17 protein-coding genes are annotated in these 17,224 nt (G+C 67.7%); 3 read left to right on the top strand and 14 right to left on the bottom strand.

The features are described from left to right. Positions 1-120: 120 nt before the first annotated feature. Entirely contained in the window at positions 121-447 is a 327-nt protein-coding gene (locus ACTCB7_RS12955; RefSeq protein ID WP_463006992.1) for a hypothetical protein, read from the top strand. A gap of 133 nt (positions 448-580) precedes the next feature. Here the strand turns inward: ACTCB7_RS12955 and ACTCB7_RS12950 are convergent, their stop codons facing one another. Both ACTCB7_RS12950 and ACTCB7_RS12945 read right to left on the bottom strand, forming a co-directional pair. Continuing rightward, the gene (locus ACTCB7_RS12950) at positions 581-910 is read right to left on the bottom strand and encodes a hypothetical protein (protein WP_224420850.1); all 330 of its coding nucleotides are present in this window, start codon (positions 908-910) and stop codon (positions 581-583) included. 266 nt (positions 911-1,176) lie between these two features. After that, positions 1,177-2,238, bottom strand: coding sequence for an oxidoreductase (locus ACTCB7_RS12945; protein ID WP_224420849.1), 1,062 nt, complete (start codon positions 2,236-2,238; stop codon positions 1,177-1,179). 27 nt (positions 2,239-2,265) lie between these two features. Between ACTCB7_RS12945 and ACTCB7_RS12940 the strand changes: the two genes are divergently transcribed. After that, entirely contained in the window at positions 2,266-2,517 is a 252-nt protein-coding gene (locus tag ACTCB7_RS12940) for a hypothetical protein (RefSeq protein ID WP_224420848.1), read from the top strand. A gap of 95 nt (positions 2,518-2,612) precedes the next feature. Here ACTCB7_RS12940 and ilvD read toward each other — a convergent pair whose 3' ends face one another. The 12 genes from ilvD to nrdR all read right to left on the bottom strand — a co-directional run bounded on the left by ilvD (position 2,613) and on the right by nrdR (position 16,009). Next, positions 2,613-4,457: a dihydroxy-acid dehydratase gene (ilvD, locus tag ACTCB7_RS12935; protein WP_463006991.1), complete on the bottom strand. Its 1,845-nt coding sequence runs from the start codon at positions 4,455-4,457 to the stop codon at positions 2,613-2,615. Positions 4,458-4,550: 93 nt separating this feature from the next. Beyond that, the gene (locus ACTCB7_RS12930; RefSeq protein WP_463006990.1) at positions 4,551-5,210 is read right to left on the bottom strand and encodes an ATP-binding cassette domain-containing protein; all 660 of its coding nucleotides are present in this window, start codon (positions 5,208-5,210) and stop codon (positions 4,551-4,553) included. Next, positions 5,194-6,888: a thiamine/thiamine pyrophosphate ABC transporter permease gene (thiP, locus tag ACTCB7_RS12925; RefSeq protein WP_463006989.1), complete on the bottom strand. Its 1,695-nt coding sequence runs from the start codon at positions 6,886-6,888 to the stop codon at positions 5,194-5,196. The genes ACTCB7_RS12930 and thiP overlap by 17 nt, the downstream gene beginning before the upstream one ends. Further along, positions 6,885-7,889 carry a thiamine ABC transporter substrate binding subunit gene (gene thiB, locus ACTCB7_RS12920; RefSeq protein ID WP_463006988.1) on the bottom strand — a complete coding sequence of 335 codons (1,005 nt, stop codon included), beginning with the start codon at positions 7,887-7,889 and terminating at the stop codon, positions 6,885-6,887. Before thiB ends, thiP begins: the two co-directional genes overlap by 4 nt. A gap of 92 nt (positions 7,890-7,981) precedes the next feature. Beyond that, the gene (gene lon / locus ACTCB7_RS12915; protein ID WP_463006987.1) at positions 7,982-10,399 is read right to left on the bottom strand and encodes an endopeptidase La; all 2,418 of its coding nucleotides are present in this window, start codon (positions 10,397-10,399) and stop codon (positions 7,982-7,984) included. A gap of 90 nt (positions 10,400-10,489) precedes the next feature. After that, positions 10,490-10,963 carry a phosphatidylglycerophosphatase A family protein gene (locus tag ACTCB7_RS12910; RefSeq protein WP_163647592.1) on the bottom strand — a complete coding sequence of 158 codons (474 nt, stop codon included), beginning with the start codon at positions 10,961-10,963 and terminating at the stop codon, positions 10,490-10,492. Beyond that, positions 10,960-11,913 (bottom strand): thiamine-phosphate kinase, encoded by a 954-nt coding sequence (gene thiL, locus ACTCB7_RS12905; protein WP_463006986.1) that lies wholly within the window; start codon positions 11,911-11,913, stop codon positions 10,960-10,962. The genes ACTCB7_RS12910 and thiL overlap by 4 nt, the downstream gene beginning before the upstream one ends. A 13-nt stretch (positions 11,914-11,926) precedes the next feature. Then, the gene (gene nusB / locus ACTCB7_RS12900) at positions 11,927-12,427 is read right to left on the bottom strand and encodes a transcription antitermination factor NusB (RefSeq protein ID WP_463006985.1); all 501 of its coding nucleotides are present in this window, start codon (positions 12,425-12,427) and stop codon (positions 11,927-11,929) included. Continuing rightward, positions 12,424-12,906 (bottom strand): 6,7-dimethyl-8-ribityllumazine synthase, encoded by a 483-nt coding sequence (gene ribH / locus ACTCB7_RS12895; protein WP_463006984.1) that lies wholly within the window; start codon positions 12,904-12,906, stop codon positions 12,424-12,426. Before ribH ends, nusB begins: the two co-directional genes overlap by 4 nt. 93 nt (positions 12,907-12,999) lie before the next feature. Further along, positions 13,000-14,184 carry a bifunctional 3,4-dihydroxy-2-butanone-4-phosphate synthase/GTP cyclohydrolase II gene (gene ribBA / locus ACTCB7_RS12890; RefSeq protein ID WP_463006983.1) on the bottom strand — a complete coding sequence of 395 codons (1,185 nt, stop codon included), beginning with the start codon at positions 14,182-14,184 and terminating at the stop codon, positions 13,000-13,002. Positions 14,185-14,350: 166 nt separating this feature from the next. Further along, positions 14,351-15,484, bottom strand: a complete 1,134-nt coding sequence (gene ribD / locus ACTCB7_RS12885) for a bifunctional diaminohydroxyphosphoribosylaminopyrimidine deaminase/5-amino-6-(5-phosphoribosylamino)uracil reductase RibD (protein WP_224415374.1) — start codon at positions 15,482-15,484, stop codon at positions 14,351-14,353. Positions 15,485-15,526: 42 nt separating this feature from the next. Then, positions 15,527-16,009, bottom strand: a complete 483-nt coding sequence (gene nrdR / locus ACTCB7_RS12880; RefSeq protein WP_224415375.1) for a transcriptional regulator NrdR — start codon at positions 16,007-16,009, stop codon at positions 15,527-15,529. A gap of 164 nt (positions 16,010-16,173) precedes the next feature. Between nrdR and ACTCB7_RS12875 the strand changes: the two genes are divergently transcribed. Then, positions 16,174-17,124 (top strand): ABC transporter substrate-binding protein, encoded by a 951-nt coding sequence (locus ACTCB7_RS12875; protein WP_463006982.1) that lies wholly within the window; start codon positions 16,174-16,176, stop codon positions 17,122-17,124. The last annotated feature ends 100 nt before the right edge of the window (positions 17,125-17,224 follow it).

Here is a 17,224-nt window from a genome sequence, read left to right as displayed (position 1 = left end):
GTCGGCGCTGTATTGCCTGCGTTTCCTGCTCATGATCAGGTTCTCCTGTCGGAATGATCAGAGCTTAGCGCCTGGTCCGAATTTCGGGGTCCACTTCAGACCTCGGCCCTGCTGGCTTCAATGCTGGTACTGTCCGGCACTGCCGTGGCGGATACCACCGTGGCACCCGACAAGGGCGTCGATGCTGGTGTCGAGGGCCACAATGTACCTCCGCAGAAGCCCGAGGAGCAGACGGAAGCGGCAAAACTCAATGGTACCCCCGACCAGGACGGCGCCGCCGGCACCAACGAGCTCGCCAAGGATGAGGGTGTCGATACCTACGAGGATCGCCCGTCGGATACCGGCGCCTCGGACGTCGACAAGCAGACCAGCTACAGCGACAACAGTGTGGTCAAGGACAAGGGGGTCGATGCCAAGGATGATCGCATCGGCGATGATTCCCCCTGATCACTGCTACGTGAAAATCGTTTCGTGTTCTGGTTGAACGACACCCATAAAAAAACCCCGCTCATCAGCGGGGTTTTTTTGTAGCTCGGCACTACCGAACCGGGCCTGGGAGAAAGGACCCGGAAGTGGGCGGTTATACACCACCGTCGCTCACCAGCGGCTTGACCTGGTAGGCAGTGCGCATCACGGCATGATGGCCTTGTCCAATGCGCGCCTGAACGGCCTCGATGCCGGCGCCGGGGGCGAGATCGCTGACGTCGGTAACGACCTCGCTGCCATCACCAAGGTTGATGCCGGAATTGTGGGTCGCCTGCACGGGGTGCTGCGGCGGCACCTGATGGCCGACATCCAGGCCGCTGTCCGGGGCGATCGTGCTTGTTTCGCCGGCCATCACGGCACCGGAAGCCGCCAGAGTGGAAACCAGCAGGACAGACGCGAGGGAAATCGGATTGATGCGTTTCATGTTCGAACCTCCTCATGGAAGACGTGGCTATTGACCACGGAGTGACCCGACATTCAAGCGGCATGGGCCGAGCAGCGGGTTTCCATGTGTCACGGGACTTGGCGCTTGTGGCGCCGCGTCGACGGGAACAACATTAACACGCTAACAATTATCTCGCAATATCTATTGCAGGCTAATGTTAACCCGGCAATCAAAACCGCTCCCTCCCAGCATGAAAAACCCCGGCCGGAGCCGGGGTCGAAGGGGAAGCATGCGCATGACGGGCATCAGTGCCTCGGGGCGTTCTTTTCCTTGAGGCGCACCCAACGCTGCTGACGCGCGCTGTCGAGCCCCGTCTCGAGCAACTGCATTACCGCCAGTGCCTCGTCCACCGGCACCGGGTTGTCGCCCTCGCCCAGCAGGGCATCGCGCACGCCCTGATAGTAGGCCAGGTAATCGCCGGGCAGCGTCGGATGCTCGCGCTCCCCCAGCCGGCCATCCTCCGCGGCCAGCGTCAGTCGTCCGTTCCGCGTGTCCTCGCCCCACCGGGGTGCCGGTGTCTCGCCCTGCTTGAGCCGGCCCTCCTGCGGATCCAGCCCGTACTTGACGTAACTACCCTGCGTACCGTGGATGACGAAACGCGGCGATTCGGCGGCGACCAGCGCCGAGGCATGCAGGCTCACACGCTTGCCCTCGTAGTCGAGCAGAGCCAGGAAGTCGTCATCGATCTGGGCGCCGTCACGGCGCCGTGCCAGATCCACGAGAATCGCGCGCGGCATGCCGAACAGCTGATGCACCTGATCCAGCAGGTGCGGCCCCAGGTCGAACCAGATCCCGCCCCCGGGTCTGGCCTGCTCCCGCCAGCGCTGGCGGACTTCGGGGCGGAAACGGTCAAAGCGTGATTCGAAGTGCACGACCCGGCCCAGCGTCTCCTCGGCAAGCAGCTCGCGCACGGTCAGGAAGTCACTGTCCCAGCGGCGATTGTGAAACACCGACAGCAGGCGCCCGGCCTGCTCGGCCAGCGTGCGCAGCTGCCGGGCCTCGCTCAGGGTCACCGTGAACGGCTTGTCGACCACTACGTGCTTGCCGGCGGCGAGCGCCGCCTTGGCCAGCGGAAAGTGGCTCTCGTTGGGCGTCGGAATGACCACCAGATCGACCTCGTGCCGCGCGAAAAGCGCCTGCGGCGAGGCAGCCACCTCCACCGCGGACAGGTCGCGATGAACCTTGGCGGCATCGCTCGATGAGACCGCCACCAGCTCGAGCCCCGGGGTGGCCTGGATGAGCGGCACGTGGAAGGTCTGGCTGGCAAAACCGTAACCGACGACCCCGACGTTGAATGATTCCTTCATGGCGTCTCCTTGCTGACAGCAATCCCCATGCCCACATGGACGGGCGAAGATCTTGCCGTGATAATTGTCAAGAACATGGTCGACACCCTTACCTCGACCTTCGTCGTATCAACCATACTGTGGCGTGAAGTTCAGCATTCCGCGAGGAAGGAGGAAACGACGATGTGTTATTCCGAGGACAGCCTGGAATGGCTGGAAGTTTGGTATGTCATCGAGTGCGAACTGGAGCTTCTGCGTGAAGCGGCCGAGGCCGAGGCAGAGGTGCCGGAAGCTGCCTGACGCACCGCGGCAGGCCCGTCGCCTGCCCGCGATCATCGAGGCCCGCGCCACCCGCGGGCCTCGTCCTGAGTTGGCGCGTCAGCCGCGCGACACGCTCAATCGAGCTTGCTCAGGTCCCGTACCGCGCCCTTGTCGGCGGAAGTGGCCAGCAGTGCATAGGCCTTGAGCGCCGCGGAGACCTTGCGCAGGCGCTGGATGCTCGGTTTCCAGGCCTCGCTGCCACGCGCCTGCTGAGCCAGGCGACGCTGCTCGAGTTCCTCGTCGGAGAGCTTGACGTCGATCGAACGGTTGGGAATGTCGATACGGATGATGTCGCCGCTCTCCACCAGGCCGATGGCGCCGCCGGCAGCCGCTTCCGGTGATACATGACCGATCGACAGTCCCGAGGTGCCGCCGGAGAAACGGCCGTCGGTAAGCAGCGCACAGGCCTTGCCCAGCCCTTTCGACTTGAGATACGAGGTCGGATAGAGCATCTCCTGCATGCCGGGGCCGCCCTTCGGGCCCTCGTAGCGGATCACCACCACCTCGCCTTCCTTCACCTGGCCGCCGAGGATGTGCTCCACCGCCTGATCCTGGGACTCGACCACGTGCGCCGGCCCCTCGAAGACCAGAATCGAGTCATCGACGCCGGCGGTCTTCACCACGCAGCCATCCTGGGCGATGTTGCCCTTGAGCACGGCCAGACCGCCCTCGGTCGAGAAGGCGTGCTCCAGGTCGCGGATACAGCCGCTCACACGGTCGCCGTCCAGGCTCGGCCAGCGCGCCGACTGCGAGAAGGCCTCCTGGGTAGGCACGCCGCCCGGCCCGGCTCTGTAGAACTCGACCACTTCCGGGCTCGGATTGCGCATGATGTCCCACTCGTCGAGGGCCGCCGCCAGCGAATCGCCGTACACGGTGGGTACCGACGTATTCAGCACCCCGGCGCGGTCCAGCTCGCCGAGAATCCCCATGATGCCGCCGGCACGATGGCAGTCCTCGATATGGTACTTCTGGGTGTTGGGCGCCAGCTTGCACAGCTGCGGCACTTCCCGCGACAGGCGGTCGATATCGTCCATGTCGAAATCGATCTCCGCCTCCTGGGCCGCCGCCAGCAGATGCAGGATGGTATTGGTGGAGCCGCCCATGGCGATATCCAGGGTCATGGCGTTCTTGAACGCCGCCTTGGAGCCGATGGCCCGCGGCAGCAGGTGCGCCTCGTCGCCTTCGTAGTAGCGCCTGGCCAGCTCGACGATGCGATGGCCGGCGGTCTCGAACAACCGCCGACGGTCGGCGTGGGTGGCCAGGGTGGTGCCGTTGCCCGGCAGCGCCAGACCCAGCGCCTCGGTCAGGCAATTCATGGAGTTGGCGGTGAACATGCCCGAGCAGCTGCCGCAGGTCGGGCAGGCGCTGCGTTCCACTTCGTTGAGGGTCTCGTCGTCGACCTTGTCGTCGGCGGCCATGACCATGGCATCGACCAGATCGAGACCGTGGTCGAGCAGCTTGGTCTTGCCGGCTTCCATGGGGCCGCCGGAGACGAAGATCACCGGAATGTTGAGGCGCATGGCAGCCATCAGCATTCCCGGGGTGATCTTGTCGCAGTTGGAGATGCACACCAGCGCGTCGGCGCAGTGGGCATTGACCATGTACTCGACGCTGTCGGCGATGATGTCGCGGCTCGGCAGCGAGTAGAGCATGCCGTCGTGGCCCATGGCGATGCCGTCGTCCACCGCGATGGTGTTGAATTCCTTGGCCACTCCGCCGGCCTTCTCGATCTCGCGGGCCACCAGCTGCCCCATGTCCTTGAGATGCACATGACCGGGCACGAACTGGGTGAACGAGTTGGCCACCGCGATGATCGGCTTGTGGAAGTCGTCGTCCTTCATCCCGGTGGCGCGCCACAGGGCGCGGGCACCGGCCATGTTGCGACCGGCGGTGGTGGTGCGTGAGCGATACTCGGGCATGGGGTTTCCTCGAAAAGGGCGAGCCGTCTTGGCCGACGCCATCGCATCGGCGCTGACGGTCTGTGGTGTCTGTCCAGCGAGCTCCCGATTCTGTCAGATCGCCGCGGAATCGACCAGTCGCCCGCCCTGCAGCCGACAGCAGCGATCCGCCAGGGCGCGGATGTCCTCGCTGTCGTGGCTGACCAGCAGCACGGCGACCCCTCGCCGGCGCTGCTCGCGCACCAGCTCCCAGAGTTGGTGCCGGTTGTCGGCATCCAGTCCGCTGAACGGCTCGTCGAGCAGCAGCAAGGGGCGTTCGCGCAGCAGGGCCCGCAGCAACGCCACGCGCTGGCGCTGCCCGCCGGACAACGCCTCCGGCAGACGGTCCTGCAATCCCTCGAGCCCGACCCGCGCCAGCCCGTCGCGAATGCGCCGGTGGGCGGCGGCATCCAGGCGCAGATCCGGCGCCAGGCCCAGGCCGACGTTGATCCATACCGGCAGATGGGCAAACAGGTTGTCCTCCTGGAAGACCGTGGTCAGGGGGCGCTCCCATGGCGGCAGGTCGCGCCACGCGTGCCCCGACCAGCCCAGCCAGCCCGATGCCGGCTCGAGAAAGCCCGCGATCAGGCTCAACAGAGTGCTCTTGCCGCACCCGGAGGGCCCCTGAACGGCCAAACACTCGCCGGGCGAGAGTGCCAGCGTGAAGTCGAAATCCGGCGTTTCGCCGGGGTCGGCACGCTCGTAGTGAAACTGCAGGTCACGACATTCCAGCATCGGCAGCCTCGGCGGCACGGGATGAATAGCGGGATTGCGGGTAGCGGGGCCGACGCCGCGAGAGGCGGTCCAGCAGCGCGAAGACCACCACCACGACCAGCAACAGCACCAGCGCCGTGGCCGCTGCCCCCTGCCAGCGGTAACCGCCGAGCTGCTGGTAGAGCAGCATCGGCAGTGTCGGACGGCTGGGGCTGCCGAACAGCGCGATGACGCTGAAATCCCCCAGCGACAGGGTCATCGCATAGGCCAGCGCCAGCCCCATCGGCTGCTTCAGCCGCGGCCAGACCAGCCAGCGCCAGTAGGCCCAGCCGCGCACGCCCAGCTGATCGGCCAGCCGCCGGGCGTTACCGACCGGCAGCGCCACCCCGCCCTGCAGCACCTGCATGACGAACGGCAGGGCCATGAAGGCATTGACCAGTGCCACCAGCGCATAGCTCTGCCAGTCGCCGCCCAGCCCCGGACGCAGCAGCAGAAACAACCCGGTGCCCAGCACCATCGCCGGCAGTATCAGAATCAGCTGTCCACCGCCCTCGAGCAGGCCGGCCGGCAGCGCACGCCTTCGATCCCGCCAGCGCCGGGCGGCAGCCACCAGCGCCAGCGCCAGCATCAGCGCTCCGAGTGCCGCCGCCAGCGCCATTGCCAGACTCAACAGGGTGGCTGGCCACAATGCCGACTGCCCGGGCAGTGCCGGCAGCCCGCGGGCACCGGCGATCACCACCGCCGACAGCGGCGGCAACAGCAGGGCCGCCAGCATCGTCAGCCAGACGCCATCCACGAGCCGCGACAGACCCCGGGCATCACGACGCCGCCAGCGACCGGCCGGCCGCGCCGCGTCGCCGGTGGCCAGCAGCGGCATCCCGCCACCCTGGCGCAGCGCCAGGGCCCACAGGGCCAGGCAGACCGCCAGCTGGGTCAGCGCCAGCAGCGCCGCGCGCGCCAGATCCCCTTCGTAGGTCAGCGCCTGGTAGAGGGCGACCTCGAGGGTGGTCGCGCCGGGGCCGCCGCCCAGCGTCATGACGATGGCGAAACTCGAAAAGCACAGCGTGAAGACCAGCGCCATCAGGCGCGGCAGCAGGCGCCGTATCACGGGCCATTCCAGACAGCGCCAGATGGCGCGCCGCGTCAGGCCGAACTGGGCAACCAGCCGCCACTGGGCCTCGGGCTGGCGTTCGAGCCCCTGCAGCAGCAGGCGCGCCGCCAGCGGCAGGTTGTAGAAGACATGCGCCAGCACGATGCCCGACAGCCCGTAGAGATAGCCGAGCGGTTCACCACTGAGCTCACGCCACAGCGTCGACAGCCATCCCTGCCGGCCGTGCACCGCGACCAGCCCGAACAGCGCAATCAGCGTGGGGATCACCAGCGACAGTTCCATGGCCCGCAGCAGCAGGCGTCTCCCGGGAAAGCGCGGCCGCCGTGCCAGCGCCACGGCGACCGGAATCGCCGGCACCACGCTGAGCAGCGTCGACAGCCCGGCCTGGAGCAGCGAGAAACGCAGCACCCCGCTCAGGTAGGGGTCGCGCCACAGCGTGTCGAACGCCACCTCCGGCGCATTGACCAGCAGCGCGGCGAGACTGCCCAGCCCCAGGCCGACCACCAGCGTCCAGGCGAGCACGCCGACGCCCAGCACGCCACGGGCCGGGCGCCAGTCCCGCCCGGGGCCGGTCCCCGCCTCGCTCATTGGGTGCTGACGCGCAACCAGTCATCGACCCAGGCCTTGCGGTGCTCGCGGACGACCGGCGGCGAGAAGGTGTAGACCTTGGGGTCGATCAGCTTCGAATACGCTTCGGGCAGGCCGTCGCCGAGATCGATCGCCGGGTACATGACGTTGGTCAGCGGCAGCTCGCGCTGAAAGTCGCGACTGAGCATGAAGGCCAGAAACTCGCGGGCCAGCTGGGGATGCTCGCTGTGGCGCGTCCTCGCCGCCACCTCGACCTGCAGGTAGTGGCCCTCGTCGAACGCGGCCGCCTGGTAGCGATCCGTATGGTCCACCGCCATGTGGTAGGCCGGCGAGGTGGCGTAGGACATTACCATGGACGCTTCGCCGTTCAAAAACAGCGAAAAGTAGGCCTCGCTCCAGTCGCGGGTCACGGTCAGGATGTGCGGCTGCAGGCCACGCCAGATCGCGTCGGCGCGATCGCCGTAGGCATGCTTGATCCACAGCAGCAGCCCCAGCCCCGGCGTGCTGGTGCGGGGGTCCTCGATGATCACCTTGAGATCGTCCGGCGCGTCGATCAGCTCCTGGAAGCTGTGCGGCGGCTCGGGCAGCGCCTGAGAGTCATAGACGAAGGCGAACGGCGCCCAGTCGAACGGCACGAAGGTGTCGTCGTCCCAGTCGACCGGCAGCGCCAGCGGCGACAGGTCGACGCCATGCGGGGCCAGCAGCCCGGTGTCGCGGGCCTCGGCCATGAGGTTCATGTCCAGCCCCAGCACTACGTCGGCGGCGCTGTCCTCGCCCTCGAGCTTGAGCCGCTGGAGGATGCCCACACCGCCGTCGAGGGCGACGAAGCGGAGCCGGCAGTCGCATTGCGACTCGAAGGCCTTCTTGACTGACGGCCCCGGCCCCCACTCGGAGACGAAGGCATCGTAGGTATAGACCGTCAGCGTTTCCTCGGCCTGAGCCGGGGAAACGCTGCACAGGGCGGCCAGAGTCAGGCCGCCGACGAGAGTCCTGCGAGACATGGCGTGTCCTTGTCGTGTCGTGGGCGATGAGCGTCGCGGCGCATTATAGTCCCTCGCCTCTCACCCCGTCCTCACGACCGGCGCGCCCCGTCTCAGTCGAACACGACGCGGGCAACATCCTTGTACTGCCTGGCGAAATGCACGGTCATGCCCTCCTTCAGGTAGTCCGGCAGCTCCTCGTAGTCGCGCCGGTTGGCCTCGGGCAGGATCACCTCGAAGAGGTCGCTTCTGCGCGCGGCGATGATCTTTTCGCGGATCCCCCCGACCGGCAGCACCTGCCCGGTCAGGGTCAGCTCGCCGGTCATCGCCAGCGGGCGGCCGATGGCCTGATTGCGCGCCAGCGACAGCAGCGCCGTGGTCATGGTCACCCCGGCCGAGGGGCCGTCCTTGGGGGTGGCCCCCTCGGGCACGTGCAGGTGCACGAAGGCCTCGTTGAAGAAGTCGGCATCGGCACCGTAATCACCGAGATGCCCCAGCGCATAGCTGTAGGCGATGTTGGCCGACTCCTGCATCACGTCGCCGAGCTTGCCGGTGAGCTTCAACCCACGGGTCAGGGCGTGCACCTTGGTGGCCTCGATGGGCAACGTCGCCCCGCCCATCGCCGTCCAGGCCAGGCCGGTGACCACACCGACGCCCTTGAGCACCTGCTCCTTGCGGAACAACGGCGCGCCGAGGAAGTCCTCGAGGTTGTTGACCGACACCTTGACCGTCTGCTGGTCGTTCTCCAGCAGCTTCACGGCCGCCTTGCGTACGATGCGGTGCAGCTGCTTCTCGAGCTGGCGCACCCCGGCCTCGCGGGCATAACCCTCGATCACCTGCCGGAGCGCCGCGTCGGTCAGGTTGATGCGCTTCTTGGCGATGCGGTCGCGCTCGAGCAGGCGCGGCCACAGGTGATGTTTGGCGATCGCCACCTTCTCCTCGGCGATGTAGCCGGACAGGCGGATCTGCTCCATGCGATCGAGCAGCGCCGGGGGGATCGAGTCCAGGGTGTTGGCGGTGCACACGAACAGCACCTTGGACAGGTCCATGCGCACGTCGAGGTAGTGATCGAGGAAGTCGACGTTCTGCTCCGGATCAAGTACCTCGAGCAGTGCCGAGGCCGGGTCGCCCTGGAAGGACTGGCCCAGCTTGTCGATCTCGTCGAGCATGATCACCGGGTTCTCGACCTCGACCTCCTTGATCGCCTGGACCAGCTTGCCGGGCATGGCGCCGATATAGGTGCGCCGATGGCCCTTGATCTCGGCCTCGTCACGCATGCCGCCCACCGAGAAGCGATAGAAACGCCGGCCCAGCGCCTCGGCGATGGAGCGCCCCACCGAGGTCTTGCCGACCCCCGGCGGGCCCACCAGCAGCAGGATCGAGCCGCCCACGTCGCCCTTGAAGGTACCCTCGGCGAGGAACTCGATGATCCGCTCCTTGACGTCGTTCAAGCCGTCGTGGTCGCGGTCGAGCACCGTGCGCGCGTGCTTGAGATCGAGCTGGTCGTCGGAGGTCACGCCCCAGGGCAGCGCGGTCAGCCAGTCGAGATAGTTGCGGGTGGTGCCGTACTCGGGCGAGCCGGTCTCGAGCACCGAGAGCTTGTCGAGCTCCTCGTCGATGCGCGTCTGGACGCGTTCGGGAACCGTCAGGTGCTCCAGCCGGGCGCGGAAGGTATCGACATCGTTCTCGCGATCGTCCTTGGAGATGCCCAGCTCCTTCTGGATCACCTTGAGCTGCTCGCGCAGGAAGAACTCGCGCTGGCGCTCCTGCATCTGGGCGTTGACCTGCTCGCTGATCTCGCTCTGCAGCTGGGCGACCTCGATCTCCTTGCGCAGCAGCGGCAGCACCTTCTGCATGCGCGCCATCACCGGCAGCGTCTCGAGCACTTCCTGGAGTTCCGGCCCCTTGGCAGAGGTGATGGCCGCGGCGAAATCGGTCAGCGGCCCCGGCTCCTGAGGGCTGAAGCGATTGAGGTACTGCTTGAGCTCCTCGCCATAGAGCGGGTTGATCGGCAACAGCTCCTTGATGCCGTTGATCAGTGCCATGGCATAGGCGCGCGCCTCGTTCTCCTCGGCGTCGACCGGCTCCTTGGGATAGGTGACCTCGACCAGATAGGGCGGGGTCTTCGACAGCCAGCGCACGATCCGAAAGCGCCGCATGCCCTGGGCGATGAACTGGATCTGCTGCTCCTCGCCCTGCGCCTTGTGCACCTTGACCGCGGTGCCGATCGTCGGGAAGTCCTCGTGGCCGAGCTGGTCGACGCCGGCATCACCGACGTAGGCTACCCCCACCACGTGATGCGGCGTATCGGCAACCCGCTGCATGGTCTCCTCCCAGCGCCGGCGCTGGATCAGCAACGGCTGCACCTGGGCGGGAAAGAACGGGCGGTTGTGGATCGGCAACAGGTAGATGCGTTCGGGCAGGTATTCCTGGGTAGGCACCACCGCCCCGCGCGGCGCCTGTTCGCCGTCGTCACGGGAAGCGCTGGAGTCCAGGAGAATATCCGGTGCGTCTTGGTCGCGTTCGCTCATCGTTCACCCTTGTCCGCTGGGTCGAATTACCCATCTGGAACCTGCTATGCGGGCAGCGCGGAAAAACTTCAAGCGCGACGGGCGCGGGACTCAGTGCAGCCAGAACCACAGGTGCATGGTGCTCCAGGCGTAAACACCGGCGAGAATGTCGTCGAACATGATGCCGAAGCCCCCGGCGACGCGCCGGTCGACCAGGCGAATCGGCCAGGGCTTGATGATGTCGAACACCCGGAACACCACGAATCCCCACAGCGCCGCCTGCCACGAAAACGGCACCGCCGCCATGGTCAGCCAGTAGCCGACAAACTCGTCCCAGACGATGCCGGAGTGATCGTGGACGCCCAGATCCCGGGATGTCTTCTCGCACAGCCAGATGCCGATCAGTCCGGCGACCAGCACCAGCCCCAGATACCAGGACAGGGTGAGCCCGGACATCAGCCAGTAGAAGGGAATCGCCGCCAGGGTGCCGAAGGTGCCGGGGGCGAACGGCACCGCACCGCTGCCCAGCCCGAAGGCGAAGAAGTGGGTAGGACGGCGCCAGACGCTGGAGGGAGCCCGGTTCATGGCGTCCCTCCCGGGAAATGCTGCCAGCCCGTGGGGCGGGTGCTGTCATCGATGCCATGAATGCCCGGTTCGCCGACCACCCGGCCGATCGGCGTCAGCGGCAGGCCGAGCGTCTGAAGGCGATTGACGGCCTCGTTCAGGGCCTCGGGCGGCAGCGCGACCAGCAGTTCGTAGTCATCGCCACCGGCGAGTGCCGCCTCCCGGGCGGCCGCCTCGCCGAGCCGCGCCGTCAGCCCCTCGGCCAGCGGCAGTACCTCGGGTTGCAGCGCTGCCCCGACGCCACTGGCGGTGCACAGATGCTGCAGGTCGGCGAGCAGACCGTCGGACACATCGATCGCCGCATGTGCCAGCTCGCGCAGCACCTCGCCCGCGGTCAGCCGGGGCTCCGGCAGCAGGTAGGCACGCAGCAGCGGATCATCGAGGTCGCGCACTCCGTCACGCCAGGCCGCGAGGCCGCCACGACCACCGCCCAGCGCGCCGGTCACGGCCAGAATGTCCCCAGCCTCGGCCCCCGAGCGGCGCAGCGCCCGGCCGGCCGGCACCTCGCCATGCACCGTCACCGACAGGCTCAACGGCCCGCGGGTTACATCGCCGCCGACCAGCGCCACCCGGCTGCGCCGGCACAGGGCGTGAAAGCCCGCGGCGAAGCTTTCCAGCCACGCCTCGTCGGCCTCGGGCAGGGTCGCCGCCAGCGCGCACCAGCGCGCCCGGGCTCCCATGGCGGCCAGGTCGCTGAGCGCCACCGCCAGCGCACGATGGCCGATCGCCACCGCCGGCGCCGCCTGCGGGAAGTGCACATCCACGACCGAGGTATCCACGCTCACGGCCAGCTCGCTGCCGGCACTCGGCGCCAGCAGCGCGCAATCGTCGCCCGGCCCCGCCACGACACCCGGCTCGGCGTCGCAGGGGCGTGCGAAGAAACGGGCGATGAGTTCGAACTCGCTGGGCATGGCAGCCGGCACGTCAGCGAAGACGCGCGTTGACCTCGGTCGACCGCAGGCGGGCGGCCAGCTTGTCGAGGATGCCGTTGACGTACTTGTGACCGTCGGTGGCACCGAAGGACTTGGCCAGCTCGACGCCTTCGCTGATCGCCACGCGATACGGCACCTCGAGGCGATGAGAAAGTTCGTAGGCGCCCAGACGCAGGATCGCCAGCTCGATGCTGTCGAGATCCTCGAGCCGACGATCGAGCAACGGCGCGATGGCGGCGTCCAGATCACTGCGATAGCGAGCCACGTTCTGGAACAGCTCGTGGAACAGCGCCAGATCGGCCAGCTCCATGACCTTGTGCCAGTTCTCGTGGTCCTCGAGATCCTCGTCGGCCACCTGACTGCGGAACTCCGCTTCCACGGTGGCCACCGGCTTGCCGGTCATCTGCCACTGATACAGTGCCTGCACGGCCAGTTCGCGGGCCGCGTGCCGCGCCTGGCGGCCCGACTGATTCGAGCGCTTGCGATCGGTCATGCCTGGCCTCCCAGGCGACGCATCAATGACACCATCTCCATCGCCGCCATCGCGGCCTCGGTGCCCTTGTTGCCCGCCTTGGTGCCGGCGCGCTCGATGGCCTGCTCGATGGAGTTGACCGTCAGCACCCCGTTGGCGATGGGCGTATCGAACTCGAGCTGCAGGTTGCCCAGCGCGGCGTTGCAGCCGCCGGCGACGTGCTCGAAGTGCGGCGTGCCGCCACGGATGACCGCGCCCAGCGCGAGCACCGCATCCGGCTTGACCACCTGCAGGGCGCGCTTGACCGCCAGCGGCAGCTCCCAGGCGCCGGGGACGTGCACGAGATCGATGTTGTCCTCGTCGACGCCGTGGCGCACCAGGCTGTCGACCGCGCCCTCGACCAGGCTGTCGACGACGTGATGATTGAACCGGCCGACGACGATCACGTAACGACCGTCGACGTCGGTGAAGGAACCTTCGACTTGAGATATCGGCTGCATAACCATGTCCTGGACAAAAAGGGGCCTATTCTAGGCAACCGCCGCGCGAATGTCTGCGTCGACTCGCGGGGCCCGCAGCGCCGGCGGCACGCGTCAGTCGGCGGCGCCCGGCGCCGACTCGGCATCGATCCGCTCGACCACTTCCAGGTCGAAGCCCGACAGGGCCGAGAATTTCCAGGGCGAGCTGAGCAGACGCATCTGCCCCACCCCCAGCTGACGCAGGATCTGCGAGCCGGTGCCGATCATCAGGTAGTTGCCGGCCCCGTCGGAATCGCTGGTGCGCGGAGCCCGCTGGCGACCGAGGAAGATGTCGAACTGGGCCTTGAAGTCCAGGGGCGCCCGCCCGTCGTCGAGCAGCACGAACACCCCTGCCGGGGCGGCGGCGACATGCGCCAGGGCGTTGTGAGCGGTCCAGCTGGCCTGGTCGCCCTTCTGCAGGGCCAGCAGATCGCGCAGGCTGTCGGCCAGGTGCACGCGTACCGTGGTCGGCTCCCCGGCGTGGGGCTCGCCCTTGACCAGCGCCAGGTGGTGAGCGCCCTGGATGCGGTCCCGGAAGACGTGCAGGGTCATCTCGCCGAAGGCGGTCTGTACCGTCTCGCTGTCGACCCGTTCGACGGTCTGCTCGTTGTGGATGCGGTAGTGGATCAGGTCGGCGATGGTGCCCATCTTCAGGCCGTGCTCGACCGCGAAGCGCTCGAGCTCGGGACGCCGCGCCATGCTGCCGTCCTCGTTCATCACCTCGCAGATGACCCCGCTGGGCTCGAGCCCGGCCATCGCCGCCAGGTCGCAGGCCGCCTCGGTATGCCCGGCGCGGCGCAGCACGCCGCCCGGCTCGGCCATCAGCGGGAAGATGTGCCCGGGCTGCACGATGTCGGCCGACTCGGCATCGCGCGCCACCGCCGCGCGCACGGTGCGGGCGCGATCGGCGGCGGAGATACCGGTGGTGACGCCCTCGGCGGCCTCGATCGACACGGTGAACTTGGTGCCGAAGCCGGAGCCGTTGTCGCGCACCATCAGCGGCAGCTTGAGACGCTCGCAGCGCTCGCGGGTCATCGGCAGACAGATCAGTCCGCGCGCGTGCCGGGCCATGAAGTTGATGTGCTCGGGCTCCACCTTCTCGGCGGCCATGATGATGTCGCCTTCGTTCTCGCGATCCTCGTCATCCATGAGGATCACCATCTTGCCCTGGCGAATGTCTTCGATCAGCGCCTCGACGCGCGCCAGCCCTCCGGGGGTCGGCAAGTCGGAATCGGCGGCGTGGGAGTTGGAAAGCGCCATGGAATCTCCGGTCTTCATGTTTCAGACCCAGCATGTCTAGAACCCGGCCCGGCCGGTAATGTCGTCACCGGCCGACGCCGGTGAACGCTGCGCGGCCTTGTACGCCGTGTCAGGTCGGCGGTCAGGGTACCTGCCCGGGGCCCGGCGCGCCAGCCCCGCGACACCATCAGCTCACGCGTTCGGGGCGGGCGATGATTCGCCAGTCGCGCCCCACCGCGCGAATGTCGTCGATCTGCAACGGGCGCTGCTGGGCCATGCGCGACAGCCCCGGCAGGGCGAACAGCGGACGCGCCTCGCCGCCCAGCAGCGTCGGCGCCACGAACAGCTGCATTTCGTCGATCAGCTCGGCATCGAGCATCGCCCCGGCGAGCGTCGCCCCGGTTTCCAGCAGCACCTCGTTGCAGGCCTCCTCGGCCGCCAGATGACGCAGCAGTGCGGCCAGGTCGACCCGCTCGGCCAGCGACGGCAGTTCGAGCACCTCGGCACCGGCCGCTTCCAGGGCGGCGCGGCGGTCCGGCTCGCGGGCGCAGGTCGCCACCAGGGTGCGCCCGGGCTCGCGCAGACACGCCGCCGCCAGCGGCAGACGCAGTCGCGAATCGACGATCACCCGCAATGGTTGGCGCGCGGCCACCCGGGCCGCCGCCCCGGCCTCGAGCCCCAGCTGATCGGCACGCACCGTCAGCCGCGAGTCATCGTGGATCACTGATTCGACCCCGGTCATCACCGCGCTGGAGCGCGCCCGCAGCCGCTGCACCTGGGTTCGCGCCGCCGGCCCGGTAATCCACTGCGATTCGCCGCTGGCCATGGCCGTGCGACCATCGAGGCTCATGGCCATCTTCAGCCGCACGAACGGCCGCCGGTGCGTCATGCGCGACACGAACCCCGGATTGAGCCGCCGGGCGTCGGCTTCCAGCAGCCCCGTCTCGACGGCGACCCCCGCCTCGCGCAGCATCGCCAGGCCACGCCCGGCCACCTCGGGATTGGGGTCTTCCATCGCCACCACCACCCGCTTCACGCCGGCCTCGATCAACGCCTGCGCGCAGGGCCCGGTACGGCCGTGGTGGGCGCAGGGTTCGAGGGTCACGTAGGCGGTAGCGCCTCGCGCCGCCTCACCGGCGGCCTGCAGAGCATGGATCTCGGCATGCGGCTCGCCGGCACGCACGTGCCAGCCCTCGCCGACCACGCGACGCTGCTTGACCAGCACGCAGCCCACGCGCGGATTGGGATCGGTGGTATAGAGCCCGCGTCGCGCCAGTTCCAGCGCGCGGGCCATGAAGGATTCGGGTGTCGCCTTGGCCATGCGTTCCTCGGCGGTTGCAGGATGGTCGTCCGGTGGACCGGCTCAGCGTGACTCGTCACCAGGCGAAAAGCTCGGCTCCTGGGCGAGCCGGTCGATCTCGGCGCGGAACTCGTCGATGTCCTGAAAGCGCCGGTAGACCGACGCGAAGCGGATGTAGGCCACCTGGTCGAGCCGCTTGAGTGCGTGCATGACCTCCTCGCCGATTTCACGGGCCTCGATCTCGCGCTCGCCGCGCGCGCGCAGCCGCTGGCGGATGCGCTCCACCGCGGCCTCGATCGACTCGGCGCTCACCGGGCGCTTCTCCAGCGCCCGCAGCATGCCGTCGCGCAGCTTGCGGGCATCGAAGGATTCGCGCGAGCCGTCGGCCTTGATCACCCGCGGCATGACCAGTTCGGCGGTCTCGTAGGTGGTAAAGCGCTCACCGCAGGCGCCGCACTGGCGCCGCCGGCGCACCTGATCCCCTTCGGCGACCAATCGCGAATCGGTGACCTTGGTATCGTTCTTACCGCAGAAGGGACAATGCATCGCTCGAGATCCACCAAGAGTAGGTGATGTCATTGTAACGGGATGGCGCGCGGCGCGGAAATCGCCATGATGACGTCCGGCGTCGCCCGAGTGTCGCCTGGCGGCAAAGGACTGCCGCTCTCCGGGATAGGCTGAGTTGGCCACTCATTATATGGAGCCTTGCCATGACCCGGTCCCTGCTGCCTTCCACCACGCTCGCCCTGCTCTCCGCCCTGCCCCTGTGGGGGGCCGGCAGCACAGCCAGCGCCGACATCGACACCGTCCGTCTGGGCGTTCCGCCCTGGCCCGGAGTGACGGTCAAGAGCGAGGTGGCCGCCCAGCTGCTCGAGGCGATGGGCTATCGCACCCGGCAGAACAACCTGGCGGTCAGCGTGATTCTCGACGGCCTGGCGCGAGGTGACCTGGAGGCCTACCTGGGCGGCTGGTATCCGGTCGAGGAGGACATGATCGAGCCGCTGGTCGACCAGGACAAGGTGGTCAAGGCCACGGCCAATATCCGCGGCGCCAACTCCGGCCTGGTGGTTCCCGACTATGTGTACGAAGCCGGGGTGCACAGCGTGGCCGATCTGGATGCCTACCGTGATCGCTTCGACGGCGAGATCCTCGGCATCGAGGCCGGCACCGGCATCAACAACGCCGTCAACGCGGCCATCGAGGCGGATCGCGCCGGACTGGGCGACTGGAGCCTGCGCGAAAGTTCCACTGCCGCCATGCTGGCCCAGGCCGGCCAGAAGATCGACAACCACCAGTGGGTCACCTTCATCGGCTGGGAGCCGCACTGGATGAACATCAGCTACAACCTGCGCTACCTCGAGGACAGCGACGACGCAGGGGTGGCCGACATCCGCAGCACCGTCTGGACCGTGCTGCCCGCCGATCTCGAAGCCCGTGATGCGGACGTGTACCGCTTCTTCTCGCAGATGGTGGTGGACATCGACGACCAGAACCAGTGGGTCTACGCCCACAGTCACGAGGAAAAGAAGGCCGAGAACGTGGCACGCCGGTGGATCGGATCGCACCTGGATGAAGTCGCCACCTGGCTCGACGGGGTCGAGGCCAGAAACGGCCGGCCGGCCATCGACGCGGTCCGGGCACGCTTCGATCAGGCGGAGTAACTCGCCTGCACCGGGCGCTACCCGAAAGGGGGCATTGCCGAAGCCATGGCCGGCAACGACATCGGGCGCGCCACTGGCGCGCCCGATCCATCGACAACGA

The sequence above is a fragment of the Modicisalibacter sp. genome, assembly GCF_055145905.1.
The sequence above is the reverse complement of the archived record's forward strand: the minus strand, read 5'-3'. Positions and strand labels throughout refer to the sequence as shown.

Excerpts from the sequence above, each read along its gene's own strand:
- ACTCB7_RS12955 (WP_463006992.1), top strand. The coding sequence starts at position 121 with ATGCTGGTACTGTCCGGCACTGCCGTGGCGGATACCACCGTGGCACCC.
- ACTCB7_RS12950 (WP_224420850.1), bottom strand. The coding sequence starts at position 910 with ATGAAACGCATCAATCCGATTTCCCTCGCGTCTGTCCTGCTGGTTTCC.
- ACTCB7_RS12945 (WP_224420849.1), bottom strand. The coding sequence starts at position 2,238 with ATGAAGGAATCATTCAACGTCGGGGTCGTCGGTTACGGTTTTGCCAGC.
- ACTCB7_RS12940 (WP_224420848.1), top strand. The coding sequence starts at position 2,266 with ATGCCCACATGGACGGGCGAAGATCTTGCCGTGATAATTGTCAAGAAC.
- ilvD (WP_463006991.1), bottom strand. The coding sequence starts at position 4,457 with ATGCCCGAGTATCGCTCACGCACCACCACCGCCGGTCGCAACATGGCC.
- ACTCB7_RS12930 (WP_463006990.1), bottom strand. The coding sequence starts at position 5,210 with ATGCTGGAATGTCGTGACCTGCAGTTTCACTACGAGCGTGCCGACCCC.
- thiP (WP_463006989.1), bottom strand. The coding sequence starts at position 6,888 with ATGAGCGAGGCGGGGACCGGCCCCGGGCGGGACTGGCGCCCGGCCCGT.
- thiB (WP_463006988.1), bottom strand. The coding sequence starts at position 7,889 with ATGTCTCGCAGGACTCTCGTCGGCGGCCTGACTCTGGCCGCCCTGTGC.
- lon (WP_463006987.1), bottom strand. The coding sequence starts at position 10,399 with ATGAGCGAACGCGACCAAGACGCACCGGATATTCTCCTGGACTCCAGC.
- ACTCB7_RS12910 (WP_163647592.1), bottom strand. The coding sequence starts at position 10,963 with ATGAACCGGGCTCCCTCCAGCGTCTGGCGCCGTCCTACCCACTTCTTC.
- thiL (WP_463006986.1), bottom strand. The coding sequence starts at position 11,913 with ATGCCCAGCGAGTTCGAACTCATCGCCCGTTTCTTCGCACGCCCCTGC.
- nusB (WP_463006985.1), bottom strand. The coding sequence starts at position 12,427 with ATGACCGATCGCAAGCGCTCGAATCAGTCGGGCCGCCAGGCGCGGCAC.
- ribH (WP_463006984.1), bottom strand. The coding sequence starts at position 12,906 with ATGCAGCCGATATCTCAAGTCGAAGGTTCCTTCACCGACGTCGACGGT.
- ribBA (WP_463006983.1), bottom strand. The coding sequence starts at position 14,184 with ATGGCGCTTTCCAACTCCCACGCCGCCGATTCCGACTTGCCGACCCCC.
- ribD (WP_224415374.1), bottom strand. The coding sequence starts at position 15,484 with ATGGCCAAGGCGACACCCGAATCCTTCATGGCCCGCGCGCTGGAACTG.
- nrdR (WP_224415375.1), bottom strand. The coding sequence starts at position 16,009 with ATGCATTGTCCCTTCTGCGGTAAGAACGATACCAAGGTCACCGATTCG.
- ACTCB7_RS12875 (WP_463006982.1), top strand. The coding sequence starts at position 16,174 with ATGACCCGGTCCCTGCTGCCTTCCACCACGCTCGCCCTGCTCTCCGCC.